The 17909-nt window shown below is 71.4% G+C and carries 16 protein-coding genes and 1 pseudogene; 9 read left to right on the plus strand and 8 right to left on the minus strand.

All coding sequences use genetic code 11. The annotated features are described in order from the left end of the window. Nucleotides 1-227, plus strand: a 227-nt coding sequence (locus ABD332_RS57360) for a hypothetical protein (RefSeq protein ID WP_344515165.1), incomplete at its 5' end; no start/stop codon positions are given. 130 nt (nt 228-357) lie between these two features. Here the strand turns inward: ABD332_RS57360 and ABD332_RS57365 are convergent. Further along, complete coding sequence (locus ABD332_RS57365) at nt 358-930, minus strand: class I SAM-dependent methyltransferase (protein ID WP_344515167.1); 573 nt, start codon at nt 928-930, stop codon at nt 358-360. Beyond that, nucleotides 927-1265, minus strand: coding sequence for a winged helix-turn-helix transcriptional regulator (locus ABD332_RS57370; RefSeq protein ID WP_344515169.1), 339 nt, complete (start codon nt 1263-1265; stop codon nt 927-929). The genes ABD332_RS57365 and ABD332_RS57370 overlap by 4 nt, the downstream gene beginning before the upstream one ends. A 72-nt stretch (nt 1266-1337) precedes the next feature. Here ABD332_RS57370 and ABD332_RS57375 point away from each other — a divergent pair, with 72 nt between their 5' ends. Further along, a complete protein-coding gene (locus ABD332_RS57375; protein WP_344515171.1) occupies nt 1338-2300 on the plus strand; it encodes a zinc-binding alcohol dehydrogenase family protein in 963 nt (320 codons plus the stop codon). A gap of 34 nt (nt 2301-2334) precedes the next feature. Next, complete coding sequence (locus tag ABD332_RS57380) at nt 2335-3216, plus strand: DUF2207 family protein (protein ID WP_344515173.1); 882 nt, start codon at nt 2335-2337, stop codon at nt 3214-3216. A gap of 1369 nt (nt 3217-4585) precedes the next feature. Here the strand turns inward: ABD332_RS57380 and rho are convergent. After that, nucleotides 4586-5749 (minus strand): annotated as a pseudogene (gene rho, locus ABD332_RS57385) (transcription termination factor Rho); the annotation flags it as partial. Nucleotides 5750-6105: 356 nt separating this feature from the next. Here rho and ABD332_RS57390 point away from each other — a divergent pair. The 4 genes from ABD332_RS57390 to ABD332_RS57405 all read left to right on the plus strand — a co-directional run bounded on the left by ABD332_RS57390 (nt 6106) and on the right by ABD332_RS57405 (nt 7437). Further along, entirely contained in the window at nt 6106-6369 is a 264-nt protein-coding gene (locus ABD332_RS57390; protein ID WP_344515177.1) for a hypothetical protein, read from the plus strand. A gap of 45 nt (nt 6370-6414) precedes the next feature. Continuing rightward, on the plus strand, nt 6415-6771 hold the full coding sequence (locus ABD332_RS57395) for an ATP-binding protein (protein ID WP_344515179.1): 357 nt from the start codon (nt 6415-6417) through the stop codon (nt 6769-6771). Then, nucleotides 6768-7079, plus strand: coding sequence for an STAS domain-containing protein (locus ABD332_RS57400; protein WP_344515181.1), 312 nt, complete (start codon nt 6768-6770; stop codon nt 7077-7079). Before ABD332_RS57395 ends, ABD332_RS57400 begins: the two co-directional genes overlap by 4 nt. Before the next feature lie 82 nt (nt 7080-7161). Then, on the plus strand, nt 7162-7437 hold the full coding sequence (locus tag ABD332_RS57405; RefSeq protein ID WP_344515183.1) for a hypothetical protein: 276 nt from the start codon (nt 7162-7164) through the stop codon (nt 7435-7437). A 267-nt stretch (nt 7438-7704) separates the two neighbouring features. Here the strand turns inward: ABD332_RS57405 and ABD332_RS57410 are convergent, their stop codons facing one another. Further along, nucleotides 7705-7908 (minus strand): cold-shock protein, encoded by a 204-nt coding sequence (locus tag ABD332_RS57410; RefSeq protein WP_033363591.1) that lies wholly within the window; start codon nt 7906-7908, stop codon nt 7705-7707. 520 nt (nt 7909-8428) lie between these two features. Between ABD332_RS57410 and ABD332_RS57415 the strand changes: the two genes are divergently transcribed. Then, nucleotides 8429-9310, plus strand: a complete 882-nt coding sequence (locus tag ABD332_RS57415) for an RNA polymerase sigma factor SigF (RefSeq protein ID WP_344515186.1) — start codon at nt 8429-8431, stop codon at nt 9308-9310. A gap of 427 nt (nt 9311-9737) precedes the next feature. On the opposite strand, the gene ABD332_RS57420 is transcribed toward ABD332_RS57415, so the two are convergent. From ABD332_RS57420 to ABD332_RS57430, 3 genes are read right to left on the minus strand one after another with little or no spacing between them, the layout of a single operon-like run. Further along, nucleotides 9738-11417, minus strand: a complete 1680-nt coding sequence (locus ABD332_RS57420) for a hypothetical protein (protein ID WP_344515188.1) — start codon at nt 11415-11417, stop codon at nt 9738-9740. Beyond that, the gene (locus ABD332_RS57425) at nt 11414-12367 is read right to left on the minus strand and encodes a glycosyltransferase family 2 protein (protein ID WP_344515190.1); all 954 of its coding nucleotides are present in this window, start codon (nt 12365-12367) and stop codon (nt 11414-11416) included. The genes ABD332_RS57420 and ABD332_RS57425 overlap by 4 nt, the downstream gene beginning before the upstream one ends. A 40-nt stretch (nt 12368-12407) precedes the next feature. Further along, a complete protein-coding gene (locus ABD332_RS57430; protein ID WP_344515192.1) occupies nt 12408-14324 on the minus strand; it encodes a hypothetical protein in 1917 nt (638 codons plus the stop codon). 150 nt (nt 14325-14474) lie between these two features. Here ABD332_RS57430 and ABD332_RS57435 point away from each other — a divergent pair, with 150 nt between their 5' ends. Further along, entirely contained in the window at nt 14475-15635 is a 1161-nt protein-coding gene (locus ABD332_RS57435; protein WP_344515194.1) for an LCP family protein, read from the plus strand. 182 nt (nt 15636-15817) lie between these two features. Here ABD332_RS57435 and ABD332_RS57440 read toward each other — a convergent pair whose 3' ends face one another. After that, a complete protein-coding gene (locus ABD332_RS57440) occupies nt 15818-17881 on the minus strand; it encodes a hypothetical protein (protein WP_344515196.1) in 2064 nt (687 codons plus the stop codon). Nucleotides 17882-17909 lie beyond the last annotated feature (28 nt).

A 17909-nucleotide genomic window follows, 5' to 3' on the forward strand; every position in this document is an offset into this window, starting at 1 on the left:
CAGAACGACATGGCTACGATCCGACTTCCCGCCGGCGCGGCGGCGGCTCGGGCGGCGCCGGTGGGTCCGGCGGCCAGCGTGGCGGCTCGGGCGGCCGCGGCGGCGACTCCCGCGGTGGCGGTGGCGGTCGCCAGCGCGACGGTGGCGGCCTGCAGAACAGCGCCCTCGCCGACGCACTCCGCCGGGCGGGCCTCGACAAGGGCCTCGACGGCCTCAACAAGAAGTAGCGATCCCCGCGACGGCCTGGGAGCATGATTTCCCTGCTCCCAGGCCGTTCCGCACCCACTCACCGGACGCGGGTCGCGAACCGCCGCGTCCGTCAGTGGCCTGGATCGCGCGACGTCTATGCAGCGACGGTCAGCGGAGGCGCCAGATGGTGGTGCGCATCGCGCACTGGTCTTCGAGTTTCACGCGGACCGGGACCTCGTACGTGGCGAGCGCCTCGAACAGGCGGGTGGGCAGGTAGCCGCGGCCGGGGTCGCCGACCAGGACCTCCGCGCCGCTGCGGCGCAGGAAGCCGAGGACCCGCTCGGCCACGGGGCCGCTGTAGAAGACGTCGCCGGCGACGATGACCTCGGCGTCGACCGGGACGGACGAGGTGACGATGTCGACGCCGTTGGCCCGGGCGTTGCGGGCGCAGGCCGCCAGGGCCGCCGGGTCGGTGTCGACTGCGGTGACCGTGCAGGCGCCGGCGCGGGCCGCGGCGATGCCGACCAGCCCCGAGCCGGCGCCCAGGTCCATGACGCTGCGGCCGGCCACGTACAGCGGCTGATCCAGCAGGAAGCGACCCAGCGCCATCCCGCCGGGCCACGCGAACGACCAGAACGGCGGGGGCTCCTCGCTGCGGTACGAACCCCCGGTGGCGTCGAACAGGCCCGCGTCCTCGTCGGCAAGGTCGAGGGTGAGCTCGGGCAGCAGCGGAAGGATCATGCCGCCGCTGCCGGGAAGCGATGGATGTTGGACTCGACCCAGGTCCGCAGGTGCGCGAGCGGCGCGCACGCGTCCCGGCCGAGCGGGGTCAGCTCGTACTCGACCCGCAGCGGCACCTCGGCGAACACCTTCCGGGTGATCAACCCGTGCTCCTCCAACTTGCGCAGGGTGACGGTGAGGACCTTCGGGCTGATGCCCTGCAGTCGGGTCCGTAGGCTACCGAAACGCCGCGGCCCGTCTTCCAGCGCGCCGAGGGCGAGCGCGCTCCACTTGTTGGCGAGCAGGTCGAGCATGTCGCGGCACGGGCAGCAGGCCGCATAGACGTCGTCGGGCACGCGGCCAACAGTACCCAATGGAAACTCATCACCCTTGCGGGTAACTAGGGCGCTCTGGATAGCGTCGGCGGCATGAGTACGAACATGCCGGCCGTGATCAGCACGGCGGACGGCCTCAGGGACGTCGAACTGCCAGCGCCCGCACCCGGCCCGCGGGACCTGCTCGTGCGGGTGAAAGCGGTCTCGGTCAACCCGGTCGACCACAAGGTCCGTAAGGGCGGCGGGGACAGGGTGCTCGGCTGGGACGCGGCCGGGGTGGTCGTGGCCGTGGGCGGCGAGGTGACGCTCTTCGCGCCGGGCGACGAGGTGTACTACGCGGGCAGCATCGACCGCCCCGGCACCAACTCGGCGCTGCACCTGGTCGACGAGCGGATCGTGGGGCGCAAGCCGCGCTCGCTGGACTTCGCGTCGGCGGCCGCGCTGCCGCTGACGACGATCACGGCGTGGGAGACGCTGTTCGACCGGTTCCGCCTCTCGGAACAGTCGACGGGCACGCTGCTGGTGCTCGGCGCCGCGGGCGGGGTCGGTTCGATGATGATCCAGCTGGCGCGGGCCCTGACCGGCCTGACCGTGATCGGCACCGCGTCCCGCGCCGAGTCGCGCGACTGGGCGCTTTCGCTCGGCGCGCACGACGTCGTACACCACGACGACCTCCCGGCGGAGGTGGACTACATCTTCTCGCCGAGCACGGGCCGGCCCGGCCTGATCGAGCGCTTCGCCGAGATCCTGCGGCCCGGCGGGGCGATCACCGCGATCGACGAGCCTGCGGGACTGGACCTGCTGCCGCTCAAGGCGAAGAGCATCAGCTTCCACTGGGAGCTGATGTTCACCCGGCCGCTGTTCCAGACCCCGGACATGATCGCCCAGCACGAGCTGCTGGACCGGGTCGCCGCGCTCGTCGACGCCGGCACCATCCGCTCCACGCTGACGACCCGGCTGGACGGCCTGAACGCGGCGTCGCTCACACGTGCCCACGAAATGGTTGAAGACGGACATATGGTCGGCAAGGTGGTGGTGGCTGAGCCGCTAGAGTGATGGCATCTCCCCATCCCCCGTGGGAAGGATCATCGTGGACTGGCCACCGTTCCTTGAGTTCAGCGTGCCCGCCGCGCTGGCCGTCTGGGCCGCCGCGGTGGCGGTGACCCTTTGGCGCTCCCGCCCCCGGCTGCCCGAGCCCGGGCCGGCGCGCACCGACCTGCCGGGGCAGGAGCCGCCGGCGGTGGTCAGCCTGATGGTCAACCGGTGGCGCTCCGACGAGGACGCGATCGACAGCACGCTGCTCGACCTGGCCGCGCGGGGCTTTCTGGAGCTGCGCGAGACCGGCTCCCCGGCCGCCGGCGAGCCCGCGCAGACGACGGCCCGCCTGCGCAAGGGCGACGGCCGGAGCCTGACGCCGTACGAGCAGCAGATCCTCGACCGGGTCCACCACCTGTCGGTCAACGGGGAGACGACCCTGACCAGCCTGGCGTTCGACAGCTGGACAGAGGCCCGTAGGTGGCGCCGCACCTTCTACCGCGCCGTGGTCGCCGAGGCCCGCACCCGCGGCCTCTGCACCCCCCGCCTGGCCCCGAAGACCCGCCGCGCCCTGCTCCTCGGCGCGATCCTGCCCGCGCTCCTGATGTTCATCACCTGGTGGTGGGTGGACAGCGAGCTCAGCGCCAAGGTCCCCGACCAGGTCACCGGCGCGATCATCGGCGCCGCCGCGGTCTACCTGGCGCAGTACTTCGTGGTCGACTTCAACTGGGCCGACCAGACCACCCCCGAGGGCGTGGCCGCGACGGAGAGCTGGCTGGGCCTGCGCGAACACCTGACAACCGTCGAGGGCGTGGCCGACCTGGCTCCGGCCGACGTCGCTTCCTGGGGCCGCGAGATGGCGTACGCCTCAGCCCTGGGCGTCCTGTCCGCAGACGACGCCCTGGTCCGCCTCACCCCCGGCGCCCGCTCCCGCTGACCCCTCCAGAACCGCGACCGGTCCTTTCCGCAGCCCGACTGCCCTCCTGGAGCCCCGGCTGACCCCCGGAGCCCCGCTCGCGCGCCGACCCCTCTCCCGGAGCCTGGCTGTTCCCGGAGCCCGCTCGCGCTGACCGGGCGCAGCCGGGTTGCCCTCTTCCACGGCCGCCCTAGCGCCAGCGCCGTGACCAGCGGATTCGAGGACGCGGCGTCCCGCCGTCGTCACAGACGCCCCCACCCCGGCACCACAAACAGCGGCCGCGACGTCTTGCTCCGTCACGGACGCCCCACCCCGGCACCGCAACCGCGGCCACGACGTCTTGCTCTATCACGGCCGCCCTAGCCCCGGGCGCCGCGACCAGCGGCGCGTGCACACAGCGTCTCCGCCCTCGCAACGGACATCGCCACGCCGGCACCGCGAATTACCACGCCGGCACCGCGAATTTGGCCGCGAGTCCGCAGCGTTTCGCCCCCTTCGCGGGAGCCGCGTTGGCAACCACGGATGGCCGCAGTGGCACCGCGACCAGCGGCCCAGGGACGTGGCGCCCGCTCTGTTCACCCCGGAGGTCCCGCACCGCGCCGCCCTGGATTCTCGGCAGGCCCAAGGCTCTCGATGCCGCCCCGCTCGCGCTGGCCCCCGGAGCCACACCCGCGCGGAGCCCACTCGTGCTGACACCCGAAGCCGCCGGCACTGACCGGGAGCGAATCCAAGCCATCCGCGCCGACCAGGCGCGATGCCTTCCCCCTTCACGGACGTCCTCGCGCCGGCGACGCGAAACAGCGGACCGGCCCGTGCCCGCCCCGCGCCGGGCTCCAGCCCTGGCCGGCGAACCGTGGACGCGGCGTCCGGCATTCTCACAGACGGCTGCGCTGGCGACGTGACCAGCGGCCCGTCGACAACGCGTCCCGCTCCCTCCACGCCGGGGCCGCGCTCTCATCCCAGGAGACTCGCTCTCATCCCCAGGAGACCACCATCCCAGGAGACCACCATCGCCCTCCAGGGCCCGCTCTCACCCAGGGCTCACTCACCTCACCCAGAGCCCGCTCACGGAGCCCGTTCTCACCCGGAGCCCCGCTCGCATCGCGCTGGACGGGCGTGAAGTCCCACACGCCCTCCCGAACCGGCACTCGCGCTGGCGGCGCGAACCGTCCTACCCCTCACCAACCCCCCTCGCGCGGGCGGCGCGGAACGGCGGGTTGTGCTGACGGCGTGGCGGACGGTGCCACGACAAGGGGTCTCGAGCGCGCCCCACCGCTGGCAGATCGTGAAGGCGCCGGCGGCGGCGTCCTGCATACCTACGCTACACCGCACGAAAAAATTGATCATTCAATCGTGGGCGGGGCGTCACCTTCTGTAGTTGGAGGTGAGGTCAGGTGGCGTTGCCGCGCAGGAGCATGGTGAGGAACTCGGCGTTGGACTGGGTCTTGGCGAGGCGGTCCAGCAGTTGCTCGGTCGCGCCGCCGTTGGCTGCGGCCAGGGCCTTGCGCAGGCGGGAGACGGCCAGCAGCTCGTCGGGGTGCAGGATGACGTCGTCGCGGCGGGTGCTGGAGGCGTCGATGTCGATCGCGGGGAAGACGCGGCGGTCGGCGAGCTTGCGGTCGAGCTTGAGCTCGGCGTTTCCGGTGCCCTTGAACTCCTCGAAGATGACCGTGTCGCCGGTGGAGCCGGTCTCGACCAGCGCGGACGCGATGATCGTGAGGGACCCGCCGTTCTCGATGTTGCGGGCGGCGCCCAGCAGGCGCTTCGGCGGGTAGAGCGCGTTGGCGTCGATGCCGCCGGTGAGGATGCGGCCGGAGGCGGGGGCGGAGTTGTTGTAGGCGCGCCCGAGCCGGGTGATCGAGTCGAGCAGGAGGACCACGTCGTGGCCCAGCTCGACGAGGCGCTTGGCGCGCTCGGCGGCGAGCTCGGCGATGCCGGTGTGCTCCGACGGCGGCCGGTCGAACGTCGAGGCGATGACCTCGCCCTGCACGGACCGCTGCATCTCGGTGACCTCTTCGGGCCGCTCGTCGATGAGCAGGACCATGAGGTGGACCTCGGGGTTGTTGTGCGCGATCGCGTTGGCGATCGACTGCAGGACCATCGTCTTGCCGGCCTTGGGTGGCGACACGATGAGCGCGCGCTGGCCCTTGCCGATCGGCATGACCAGGTCGATGAGCCGGTTGGTGAGCTGCCGCGGTCCGGTCTCCAGCCGCAGCCGCTCCTGCGGGAAGAGCGCGGTCAGCTTGCTGAACTCGGGCCGGCTGCGGGCCCATTCGGGGTCGTTGCCGTGCACGGTGTCGAGCCTGGTGAGCGTCGAGCCGTTGGCGCTGCCGGTGATCGCGTCGCCGTGGCGCAGCCCGTACCGGCGGACCATCGCCGCCGGGATGGCGACGTCGTCGGGGCCGGGGCTGTAGCTGTCGACCCTCAGGATCATCTTGTCGCGGACGATGTCGGCGATGCCGGCGACGTCCCGGGCCTCACCCGACTCGGGCGGCTGGGGCTGACCTCCGGGCCGGCTGTGGTCCCGGTTGCGCTGTGCCGCTCTGGTACGGCGAGGCTTCGTTGCGTGACTTTGCTTGGCGGATCGATCCAACACTTCGGTTGGGGCCATGGGCGTCCTCCTCGGGACTGGCGTGTGAGGTGGCTTGTGTCCCTGAGAACACTGGCCGAAACGCGTGTGACCTTGGCTTCCTGCGAGAGGGCGTGACACGCGTCTGAGAAAGGTGGTCCCCGGGCGACAGACTGCCGACTTCCGCGGGACTCGCTTGACCGTAGCTCGTCAAGCCCTCCAGAGCAAGTATCTGTCCGTAGTCGACACGCTACCTTCCGGCAACCGTACGGCGGACCAAGCCGCACCATCCCGGCGAAACGCTGTTTGCAGTCGGGAAGCACAGCAGCCGGGGGGATGACATGAACAGCACGTTTGACACGGTCCGCGCCGAGGCCCTCTTCGCCTCCGCCCTGCAGGCCTCGCAGGAGCCGTCGCCGGTCCAGATCCGCTCCGCGGTCACCTCCACGCTGCGCCGGTTCGGCATCAAGGGCTGCGCCGCCCGCGTCGCCGGCGAGTTCGGCGAGTACCCGGAGACCGCGGCCGCCCGCATGAACTGGGCGCTGAACATGATCGACGCCGCCTACCAGGAGCTGGCCGCCCGCGAGTTCGCATACGCCGGCTGACCTGCGGCGCGTTTCCGATCTCCGCTGTGCGGTAACACTGCGATTGTGGACCTGCGCCTGACCGTCGACCTGCCACGCGATCTTGATCGCATGAACACTCTCAGGCACGTGCTGGACGGCGCGCTCGCCGGTCTCGGCGTCGGCGAGCAGACACGCGCCGACATCGGCCTGATCGTCTCCGAGACCTGGGCCAACGTGATCAGTCACGTACGGGTGGGCGTCGCCTTCCAGGTCCGCGCTACTGTCAATGAGAAGGCGTGCGTGATCGAAGTCACGTCTCCGCCGGATGCCCCTGACGCGCTTTTGCCATCGCAACCGTCTCTCCAGGTCGTCTCGAGCCTGGCCGACACGGTCGACGTCGGCGGCGACGGCCTGCTGCTCAGGGTGGTGAAGCAACTGTGACCGCATTCGCCGCACTGGTCTCTCCCGCCGGCGACGGCGCGGTCCTCGTGACCGCCACCGGCGAGCTCGACATGACGAGCGCCCCCACCCTCATCGAGTCGCTGCGCGACGCCATCCGTGCGTACGCGCCTTCCCGGGTCGATCTCGACCTCACCGGCGTGCCGTTCATGGACTCGACCGGCATTCAGGTCCTCGTCGCCGCCCAGGCGGACATCGACGGGGAACTGCGCATCATCGGCACCAGCCCCGCCGTCCACCGGTTGCTAGAGCTCACCGGGCTGCTGGAGACGTTCGGCCTAACCGTTTAGCAACCGAACTCGGAACATCCCGGCACCCGGTCAGGAGTTAGCTGGACCACAGCAGGGGAGCAAAGAGCAGGAGGTCACCACCATGGAGTCGACGTTCGAAGCGGTCCGCGCTGAAGCACTCTTCGCCTCCACGCTGCAGATGTCCCAGGTTCCGGCGGAGGCTGACGTGCGCGCAGCGGTGACGACCACGCTCCGGCAGATCGGCGTGCAGGGCTGCGTCGCGACGGTCGCCGCGGAGTTCGGTGACCACCCGGAGACCGCCTCGCCCAGGATGAACTGGGCGCTGCGGATGATCCGGCAGGCGTACGCCCACTCGTGCACTCCCGAGGTCTTCGCCCGCCCGACCGCGCTGGCCTGAAAATTTCTTCCCGTCGCGGCGCCCCGGAAGCGCCGCGGCGGCCTCCAGAAACCGCCCCGGCGGCGGCTACGGACCACCCAGCGGTGTCCAGGAACCGGCCGCGGCCGCGCACGAACCGGCCGGCCGCAGGCGTCCAGGAACCGCCGCAGCCATCCACGGACCGCCGCGGGTGTACAGGAACCGCAAAGCCCCCGCCGGACGCGCCGGACGGGGGCTTGCATACTCCTTCGGCCGTGAAGCGGGTCTCGGCCTACGACTAAGGGTGTGTCAGACCGGACGGATGTTGTCGGCCTGCGGACCCTTCTGGCCCTGAGTGATCTCGAACTCGACCTTCTGACCCTCGGTCAGCTCGCGGTAGCCGGTGGCCTGGATCGCCGAGTAGTGCGCGAACACATCGGGTCCACCGTTGTCCTGCGAGATGAAGCCGTAGCCCTTCTCCGAGTTGAACCACTTCACCGTGCCTGATGCCACGTGTAACTCCTTAGCGACGACACCCCGACCCGCACCTCACGGATCAATGTTGAATCAGGTGCACGCCACGGGTGAGACGGTAGCTTGCGCGCTACGAAAACGCAGCCCCGGTATCGGCATACGGACCGGATCCACTACCGAATCGAAATGCACAACCATTCCTTCCGTACACACAGAGTATTGACTCACTCAACAGTCAGTGACAATGCGGCCTCTCCACACCTCGTGGGAGCGCTCATCTCGCATTTGGCGCATCGCTCTAGTACAGTCGGGCTCGGTCACCTCGTCCGAACGGACGATTTAGGGCTCCCGTCCAGCAGCGGCGGACCGGCCCTCAGGCTGACCTCGCAGGTCTTGCACCGGCACTCAAACAACGGGTGTCGAGAGCGATTCCCGACCGGCGCCGGCTCCAGTGCGCTCAGCGCCTGCCCCGGCACGGTGACGCAACCCCTTCCCGCACGGCTATGACGACCGTGCCGTCACCGCTGTTCCGGTCAAACGCCCCCGAAAGGTCATCCCGATGACGATCTCTGTCTCCAGCACCGCTGCCGTGTCCGCGCCGTCCGTCCCCGCCTCCCGGGACGTCAGCCGCGCCATCGCCAAGAGCCACGAGACCCCGACCGAGAGCAGCAGCACGCGGGCCAACGACGCCCAGGCCAAGGCCCTGCTGTCGCTGCTCGGCGACCTGCCCGCCGGCGCCGACCGCGACCGCGTCCGGGCTCGCCTCATCGAGCTGTACATCCCTCTCGCCGAGTACCTGGCCCGGCGCTTCCGCAACCGCGGCGAGCAGTTCGACGACCTCGTCCAGGTCGCCAACCTGGGCCTGATCAAGTCGGTCGACGGCTACGACCCGGGCCGCGGTGCCGCCTTCACCAGCTACGCCATCCCGATGATCGTCGGCGAGCTCAAGCGCCACTTCCGTGACAAGGGCTGGGACGTCCGGGTGCCCCGCCGCCTGCAGGAGCTGCGCCTGGAGATCTCGAAGGTCTCCGGCGACCTCGCCCAGGACCTGGGCCGCTCCCCCACGGTCGCGGACCTCGCCGCCCGCCTCAACGTCAGCGAGGAGGAGATCATCGAGGGCCTGGACTGCGGGCAGGCGTACCGCGCGCTGTCGCTGGACGCCCCCGCCGGCGACAGCACGGACGCCGGCGCCAACGGCCTCGGCGACCTGCTCGGCGGCGAGGACCCCGACATGGTCAACGTCGAGAACCGCGAGGCCCTGCGCCCCATCCTGGCCAAACTGCCCGAGCGCGAGCAGAAGATCATCGCGATGCGGTTCCACGGCAATCTGACCCAGTCGCAGATCGCCGCCCAGCTCGGAATCTCCCAGATGCACGTGTCCCGCCTTCTTGCGGGCGCGCTGCGCACCCTCCGGTCCGAGCTGACCGCGCTCGCCGAGTAACCGTCACCGTCCGCAAGCGTCTGCGGCCCGGAGGAATGCAATGTCGCATCCTCCGGGCCGTTCGCGCTGCACAGACGCCGGTCAATGCCCCACAATGCCGGAATTGGACCGAAAAACGGGATCGGACGCTGAATGCGCCGCGACCGCTCGCAACGAACCCCGTCGCCCCGGCCGCTCTCCGGACCCGACTTCTCCGAGGGCTTCGACGGTCCCGGGGCCGGGACGACCGCGACGGACAGCCCAGCGCGCCGATGCGGTCCACCCCGAACGGATCAGGCCCGGGACGACCGCGACGGACACCCGGCCCGCCGATGCGGTCCACCCCGAACGGATCAGGCCCGGGGCGACCGCGACGGACAGGTCCGGCGCGCCGATGCGGTCCGCTGGGAGCGGATCAGGCCCGGGACGTTTCGTGACCGCTCTCGGCCTACGGCGCAGGATCAGCCGACGCCGCGGGGGCGGCCGACTGTGCGGGCTCGGTCGGGGCGGATGACGGGGTCTGGACCGGGACGATCGCGGGGGCCTCGGCGGTGCGCCTGGAGCGGACCTCGCCGGCGAGCAGGACGAGCCAGATCGCGCCGTTGGTGCCGCCGATGACCCAGTCCTCGGTCATGATCGTCGGTACGGCGGCGGCCGCGGCCACGGTGAACCAGGTCGCGGGGTGGCGGACGCCGGGGCGGCGCAGGACGACCGCCTGCCAGAGCCCCCGCAGGGCGTGCCAGAGCAGCAGCGCCACGCCGATGAGGAAGCCGATCGCGCCGAGGACGCCGCCGCGGCGGAAGGCGCCGACCGCGGCGTTGTCGGTGTTCAGGTCGCGGCGCGGGCCTTCCTTGGGGGCTCCGTCGTCGACCCGGTGGACGACGGCCCGCGAGGTGCGGGCGTCGCCGAAGGTCTTCTCGGCCCAGCCGGCGTGCTCCCAGTCGACCCAGACCTGGCGCCACGTGTCGGTGCGCCCGCTGGTGACGTCGTTGCCGCCGTCGGTGAACCGGTCGCGGAGCAGGAAGTCGCTGCCGCCGCCGATGGTGAAGACGGCCACCAGCACCAGGAACGGCATCGCGACCGCCACCAGCGCGGGCCGCCCCCAGCGGTCGAGGTCGCCGTCCTGCCCGCCGGCCGTGGTCTCGCTCCGGCGCTGCTCAGAAGGCTGGGAACCGGCGGCGTGGCCGGTCCGGCCACCAAGGCTCTTCCGGCCCGTCCAGTGGCGGAGCAGTACAACTGCCGCGAACGCACACGCGGCGGCTGTGGCGAACACGAATCCGGTGCGGGAGTCACTGATCGAGAGGACCAGGGCGGCGACGGCCGCGACGCCGACGCGCTGCCAGGCGGCGAACGCCCGGTCGAAGCCGACCCGCACGGCGGCGATCACCACGAGGCCGGCGAGGGAGTTCGGGTGGTAGAAGAGGCCGGAGCCGCCCCAGAAGCGGTTGCGCATCATGCGGGCCGAGGCGCTGTCGGGGATGGCGTGCAGCTCGTCGAAGAGGCTGCCGGCGCCGAAGTAGAGCAGCGCGCCGATGCCGACGAGGATCGCCGCGGCCATGCCGACGCTGAGGTCGCGGTGCCGGTCGCCGGCAGAGTCGCCGGCAGAGTCGCCGGCCGAGTCGCCGGCGCGGTCCCGCCGGGTCGTGGCGACGAGGGCCAGGACCGCGAGGGTGAAGACGCCGAGGTACGCCAGCCGCTGCGCCGCCACGGTCAGGTGGCCGGCGCGCAGGACGAACAGGGCGCCCAGCACGCCGAAGACCCAGTAGGACAGGCCGAGCCAGGCGCCGCCGAGGCCCGGCAGCTCCCGCAGGGTGCGCAGCCACGGCCGGCCCCAGACGGCGAAGACGACGACCTCGACGAACAGCACGGCCCAGATGACGATCGGGTGGTGGGTGGACGTCCAGGTGAGGATGCCGGCGAGCGTGAAGAGCCCGCCGGTGACCGCGCCGCGCAGCGTGATGCCGCGCAGGCTGGCCGCGAGGCCGATGACGCCGAGCGCGATGACCGCGGCGGCGAAGGCCTCCGCCGATTCGCTGACGCTGCCGGTGCGGCCGTGCTCCAGGATCGCCGCGAGGACCGCCAGGACGACGGCGACGGCGCCCGCGGGGATCGCGGTGCGCCTGCTCATCGGGCGCTGGCCTGCAGCTGCTTCTTGCCCTTGCGCCGGCTGCGGCTCAGGAAGAAGTCGCGCACGACCCGCCGCGGCCCGGCGGGGACCAGCCAGACCTGCAGGAAGGTCACGTAGTCGGTCATGCTGGGCTTGCCGTGCCGGCGGGCCTCGCCGAGCAGGTCGAAGAAGACCCGGGGGCTGCGGCTGGCGGCGGCCATCGAGCCGACGACGCTCATCGCGAGCGCCGCGTAGGCGCGGGGCGTGACCCGCGGGCGGGTCTCGCGCAGCCAGACCAGCGACTGCTTCCACGGTGCGTCGAAGCTGATCCTGGGGCGGTTCTCGTCGGCGTACCAGATGACGAGGGGCTCCTCGGCGTAGATCAGGTCGACGCCTTCCTCCTGCAGGCTGCGCAGCGTCCAGTCGAGCTCCTGCAGGCGGCGCAGCCCGTCGGCGAACGGCACCTTCCGCAGCAGCGCCGTCGGCGCCATGATCGTGGAGGTCTGGATGAACCCGTCGCCGTGGAAGAGCCCGTGCCGCACGGCCAGGTATTCGCTGATCGGCTCGCCGGGCGCCGGGACGCGGCGCGGCATGATCAGCTCGGCGCGCGGCGTGCGCATGTAGAGGCGGCTGCCCACGATCGGCAGCGGCACCCCGGACGCCTTCGCCCGGGACAGCTGGGTTTCCAGCTTCTCCGGGAGCCACTCGTCGTCGTCGTCGAGGAACGCGACCCACTCGGCGGCGGCGACGTCGACGCCGTGGTTGCGCGCTGCGGGCGCCCCACCGGACGTCTCCCGCTCGACCCAGCGGACCCGCTCGTCGCCGATCTCGCGAAGGGCTGCGACTGTCGCGGCGTCGGGTCCGTCGATGATGACGACGACCTCGATCTCCCGCAGCGTCTGGTCCAGTGCGCTGCGCACGGCCCGGACCACCAGCTCGGGCCTGTTGCGCGTCGGAATGACGACGCTCACCACGGGTGTTTGCACGATGACCAATCCGTCTCGGCGATCCTTAAGGGTTCGCTGGCGTAGCGTACACGAGCTGCACTTTTGTCGGATACTTCGCGGCGAGCGCGCGCGCTGCCTCGATGTTCGACGGTGCCGCCGGATCACCGAAGGCTACCGGCAGCGGCTGTCCGGCCCGCACCGCGGGGCGGCTCGGGTGATCCGTATCCACAACGAGCAGGCTGGCCGCCGGGTCGTGCAGGAAGAACCGGACCGGCACCGGGCTGTCGGCGACGAGCCGGTCGAGGTCGGCCATCGTGCCGCCCTTGCCGCCGGGGTACAGCAGTCCGGACCATCTCGGGAAGTTCCGGTACTGGCCCTGCAGGGCGGCGGCACCGAGCGTGCCGGACCAGTTACGCCAGGGCGTGCTCATGAGGTTGACGTTCATCGCGCCGCCGCCGTCGGGGAACATCCTGGCGATCAGCAGCGCGTCGCGGGCCGCCTCCGGGGAGCCACGGTCCTTGCCGAGCGCCAGCTTCACGCCCGGCGCGACCGGCGTCGTGTGCCACTTGCCGCCGGCGACCACCATGAGCAGCACGACGGGCACGGCGACGGCGGCGGTGGCCTTGAAGCGGAGCCTGGCGAGCCCGCCGAGGGTGCACAGCGCGACGACGATCAGCAGGTGCAGGAGCTTGTCGAAGTAGTAGACCGTCCTGCCGAGGGTGGCCAGCTGGTACGCGCCGAGCCCGGCCGCCATCAGCCCGGCGGTGGCGAGCGCGAACCCGGCGGCGCGCAACCGCGGGCTGCGCAGCGCCAGGACGCCGATCGCGGCGAGCACCACGAGCAGCGCCGTGGCGGGCCGGTCGACGACCCGGGCGGTGCCGTTGAGCAGCAGCTGGCCGCCGCTGGAGGCGCGTGCCGCGGTCAGCGGGCCGATCGCGGCGAGCCCGGCGACCGCGACCGCGACCAGCCACGCCCACCAGAACCGCCACAGCCGGGCGCGGACGGCCCACAGGGCGGCGACGATCCCCGCGTAGGGCAGGAACAGCGAGTAGGTGAACGAGACGCCGACCAGCAGCAGCGCGACCGTCGCGGTCTGCTCGCCGCGGCGGGTCAGGGGGCGGGCGACGACCGCGGTGAGGACGGCGGCGCAGGTGAGGCCGGCGAGCTCGTTGGGGTAGCCGCGGGACAGGACGGTCACCGGGTCGCCGAGGACCAGCCAGGCGGCGGCGAGCGCGAGGACCGGCAGCAGGCGGGCGGGGCTCGTGCCCGGGCCGGCGATGCGGCGGGCGGCCCACAGCACGGCGAGGGCGAGCAGCAGGTACGTGCCGACGAGCAGCCACACCATGACGTCGACGGCGGTCGCGGGCGCGGCGTTGTGCCCCGACGAGCGCACGAAGCGGTCCAGGACGGCGTAGCTGAAGTGCAGGCCCTGGGGGTAGTTGGCGATGCCGGTCAGCTCGGCGTCGGGCACGAACGGGCGCAGTGCCTCCGGCCGCATGAACAGGTAGCCGCCGGTGCGGCCGATGACGTCGAACAGCAGGTAGTGGCGGGCGATGTCCTCGCCGGCGAGCGGGAGGCCGAGGCGGCCGCCGAGGTCGCGGACGACGTAGGGGACGAGGGCCACCAGCGACACCGCGGCGACGGCCACGGCGAGGAGTGCGTCTTTGCGCATCGGGGGCATTTCGGGCACCCGACCCGTGGCCGCCGCGATCAGTACCAACACCGACAGCGCAATGCCGGCGATCAATGTCGGATGCAGGTGGCCGGGCCACAGCGTGATCGCGATCCCGAAGACGCAGGCCGCGCCGAACAGCTGGCTCCCGGCCGTCACGACCCGGTCCAGCAGGCTCGTCGTGCCCCGCTGGATCGCCACGGCGCCCGCCAGGACCAGCACCGGAAGCACGAAGTCCAGATGCAGCTGGTGGGTCGCGAGCGGGACGAGCCAGGCGAGCGCCAGCGCCACCACCGTTTTGCGGATCACCAACACGCTCCGTATCGATCGGGGGCACCGGCGATGCAACGTCGCCGACGGGAGGTGACGATATCGCGTCGTCCAGGTACGGTGCAGAAGGCTTCCGGGGCCGGCCTTCATAACGGAAGGTGATTGCCGAATACGGGGAGTGGCGGGGAGTTGACGAAGGGCGTGGCGCGGCGGAAGGGTCGCGGCCGGCGGGATCCACTGTGGGCGCGGATCCTCGTGATCGCCGGTGCGCTCCTGATGATCGTCTCGGGCGCGACGTTCGTGCTCAAGGACGCCGTCTTCGGCTATGCGACCCGCAGCGTCAACAAGGAAGACCTGCTGCCGTCGGACCAGGGCAAGCACGCTTCGGTCAACGGCGCGAAGAACCTCCTGCTGATCGGCATCGACCCGCGGCCCAACCAGGACCCGACGGAGCCGATCCGCTCCGACTCGATCCTGATCCTGCACATCCCGGCCAGCCACGACATGGCGTTCCTGATCTCCATCCCGCGTGACACGTGGGTCGCGATCCCGAAGTACAGCAACGGCAAGCGCACCTACAACGGCGGCAAGTCGAAGATCAACGGCGCGTTCGCCGAGGGCGGCTACGGCCTCACCGGCAAGGACGCGCGCAAGCACGGCACGACGCTGCTCGCCGCCACGATCAAGCAGAACTGGGGCGTCACGTTCGACGCGGCGGCGATCGTCGACTTCGTCGGCTTCCAGGACGTCGTGCGGGTCCTCGGCGGCGTCGACATGTACGTCGACCAGCGCACCGTCTCCGTCCACATCGGCCACGACGCCAAGGGCAACACGAAGGTCCCGTTCGAGCAGAAGGACGGCCCCAACGGCGGCACCGTCCTGATCCCGATCAAGGGCGTCACGCCGAAGGTGTACGAGGTGGGCTACCAGCACCTGGCCGCGTGGGAGGCGCTCGACTTCGTCCGCCAGCGCGAGACCCTCCCGAAGAGCGACTACGACCGCCAGCGCCACCAGCAGCAGTTCATCAAGGCGCTGCTGAAGAAGATCGCCAGCAAAGAGGTCATCGGCAACCCGAGCACCCTCAACAAGGTCCTCGAGGTCATCGGCCGCGCCATGACCATCGACACCGGCAGCATCGGCCTCGACGACTGGATCTTCGCGATGCGCAGCATCGACGGCGACCGCATGCTGACCCTGAAGACCAACGACGGCGGCTTCCACGCCTCCCCGGAGAACCCTGGCGCCGAGGCCCTCGACCAGACCACCCTGGACCTGCTGAGCGCCGTGCGCACCAAGACCGTGCCGGCCTTCGTCGCCGCCAACCCGAGCATCGTCAGCTCCAGCAGCTGACCACCGCACCGCGGGCCGACCACGGTCGATCCGGCCGGCGCTCACAACGCCGCCGCGTCCACCGGCCTGGTGCCCATCGGCCTGACGGCCATCGACGTGGTGATCCAAGCACCGGACCGGCCGTCATGACGACCGGGGGTCCGCGTCGCGTGAGGTGATGTCCGTGGCCGAAGCCGGCGGGTTCACCGGCTGCGGATGATGACGTAGGCGACGTCGCCCTGGCGGTGGACCTGCCAGGTGGGTGAGCTGTAGAACTCGCAGGGGCGGATCGGTTTGACGCAGACCATGGCGTCGACGGTGGTGTTCGACGCGGCGGGCAGGTTCGGCTGGAGGGACTGCAGGGACACGATCTCGGTGCCGGGCAGCAGGATCCACCAGGGGTACTCCCAGGTGTTGTAACCCTGCACGAGGCCGACCCGGCGGGCTCCCGAGGCGCGGACCGCGGCGGCGGCCCACTCGTAGTCGCGCTGCCACTGCGGCTCGCGGATGAAGCGCTGCTCCATCTGGGAGGTGGTGAAGATCGAGCCGTGGCCGACGAGGCGGCGGGGCCAGCCGTAGGCGACCGCGAAACCACCCGCCGCGACCCCGACCGCGAGCGCGCCGGTCGTCATCCAGGTCGCGGCCCGGCGGCCGGTGACCCCCGCGACGCGACCGCCGCCGGTGAGAGCTCCGACGCGACCGCCGCCGGCGTGACCGTCGGCAGGGCTGGTGAGGCTCGCGAAGCGACCGCCGCCGGTGGGAGCTCCGGCACGACCGCCGGCCAGGCTCGCGATCCAGAGGCCGGCGAGCGGCGCGCCGAGGACGATCAGGAAGACGATGAGCCGGTTGCCCCAGGGCTGCCACTTCACGGTGATGACGTAGGCGAGCAGCGCCAGCCAGAACACGCCGGCATACAGCCTGGTTCCCTTGCGGAAGGCCAGCAGCAGCGCGCCGAGCAGGATCAGCACGCCCTGCGCGGGCAGCGACACGCGGTCCTCGTCCGGCGGCCATGACATGTACGGGTATTTCTCGTTCCAGTACGTGATGTCCCGGGCCTGCGGGTCGACGCCGAGGACGCCGGCGATCCCGATGATGCCGGCGGCCAACGCGTCGTTGAGCGGGCCGATCGGGGTCTGGAGCGCCGTTTCCGCGATGCGCAGGCCGTTCACGAGGACCGAGGCCGGGTCGTGCCGCTGCATGGAGATCGACTCGCGCAGGTGCGCCGGGCCGAGCGGGTTGTCGTAGGTCTGCTGGACCCGTAGCAGGGACGGACCCGCGAGCAGCAGCATCAGCGCACCCGTCGCCAGGGCCGCGACCAGGCCGCGCCACCACCGCAGGCGCAGCTGCGCGCCGACCCAGACGAGGAGCAGCAGCCCGGCGGCGAGCAGGCCGGTCGCCTTCGTCAGCAGGGTCAGCCCGGCGGCGGTGCCGATGAGCAGGGTGTCGAGCGTGCCGGAGCGGGCGCGCAGGCCGTCGAGGGTGAAGGTGGCGACGCAGGCGACCCACAGCGCGACCACCAGGTCGGTCTGGGTGCTGGTCGCCTCCAGCACGACCATCGGGGTGGTGCCGACGATGAGCGCGGTGATCAGCTGGGCCCGGGTGCCGCCGCCGAGCTGGCCGGCGATGCGGGACGCGGCGAGGACGACGCCGACGCCGGCGGCGAGCTGGACCAGGTTGTAGTAGCCGTCGCCGCCGGTGAGCAGGCGCAGGTGCAGCAGCAGGTACTCCGCGCCCGGCGCCATCGCGAGCTGCCGGTCGATGATCGTCGGGTAGAAGTCGACGTCGCCCCGCTGGACCCAGTGCTCGATCTTCGGCAGGTGGTAGGTCTGCGAGTCGTAGTTGTTGGGCGGTGCGACGAGCGCGACGACCAGGTCGAGCAGGAAGAGCCCGCAGAGCACGCCGACGATGAGCCGCTCGACCCGCGCGAGGCCGGCCCACCGGGCGCGGGCGGAGCACCACGAAGTGGCGAATGCTGATATCTCCGGTTCAGCGGGCGCGGAGCGCCTGATGAACCGGAAGAAGCCGGCAGGCGTGGAGCGGCGGACGAACCAGAAGCAGCAGGCGGACAGCACCGCGAGGGCGAGCAGCCAGGCCACGATGACGGCGGGCCGGTGCAGGGCGTGGATCGATGACAGCGCCTCGATGGCGAGGCAGGCGGCGCCGCCGGTGATGACGGCGGCCCGCAGCAGCGCGAGCCGCACGCCGCCGCCGAGGCGCAGGCACAGGCACGCGACGGCCACGAATGTGAGCAGCGGCACCACGATCACCGGGCCAAGCTACCCGACGACCGCGGCG

It is taken from the genome of Dactylosporangium maewongense, assembly GCF_039531485.1.
GTDB classification, from domain to species: Bacteria; Actinomycetota; Actinomycetes; order Mycobacteriales; family Micromonosporaceae; genus Dactylosporangium; species Dactylosporangium maewongense.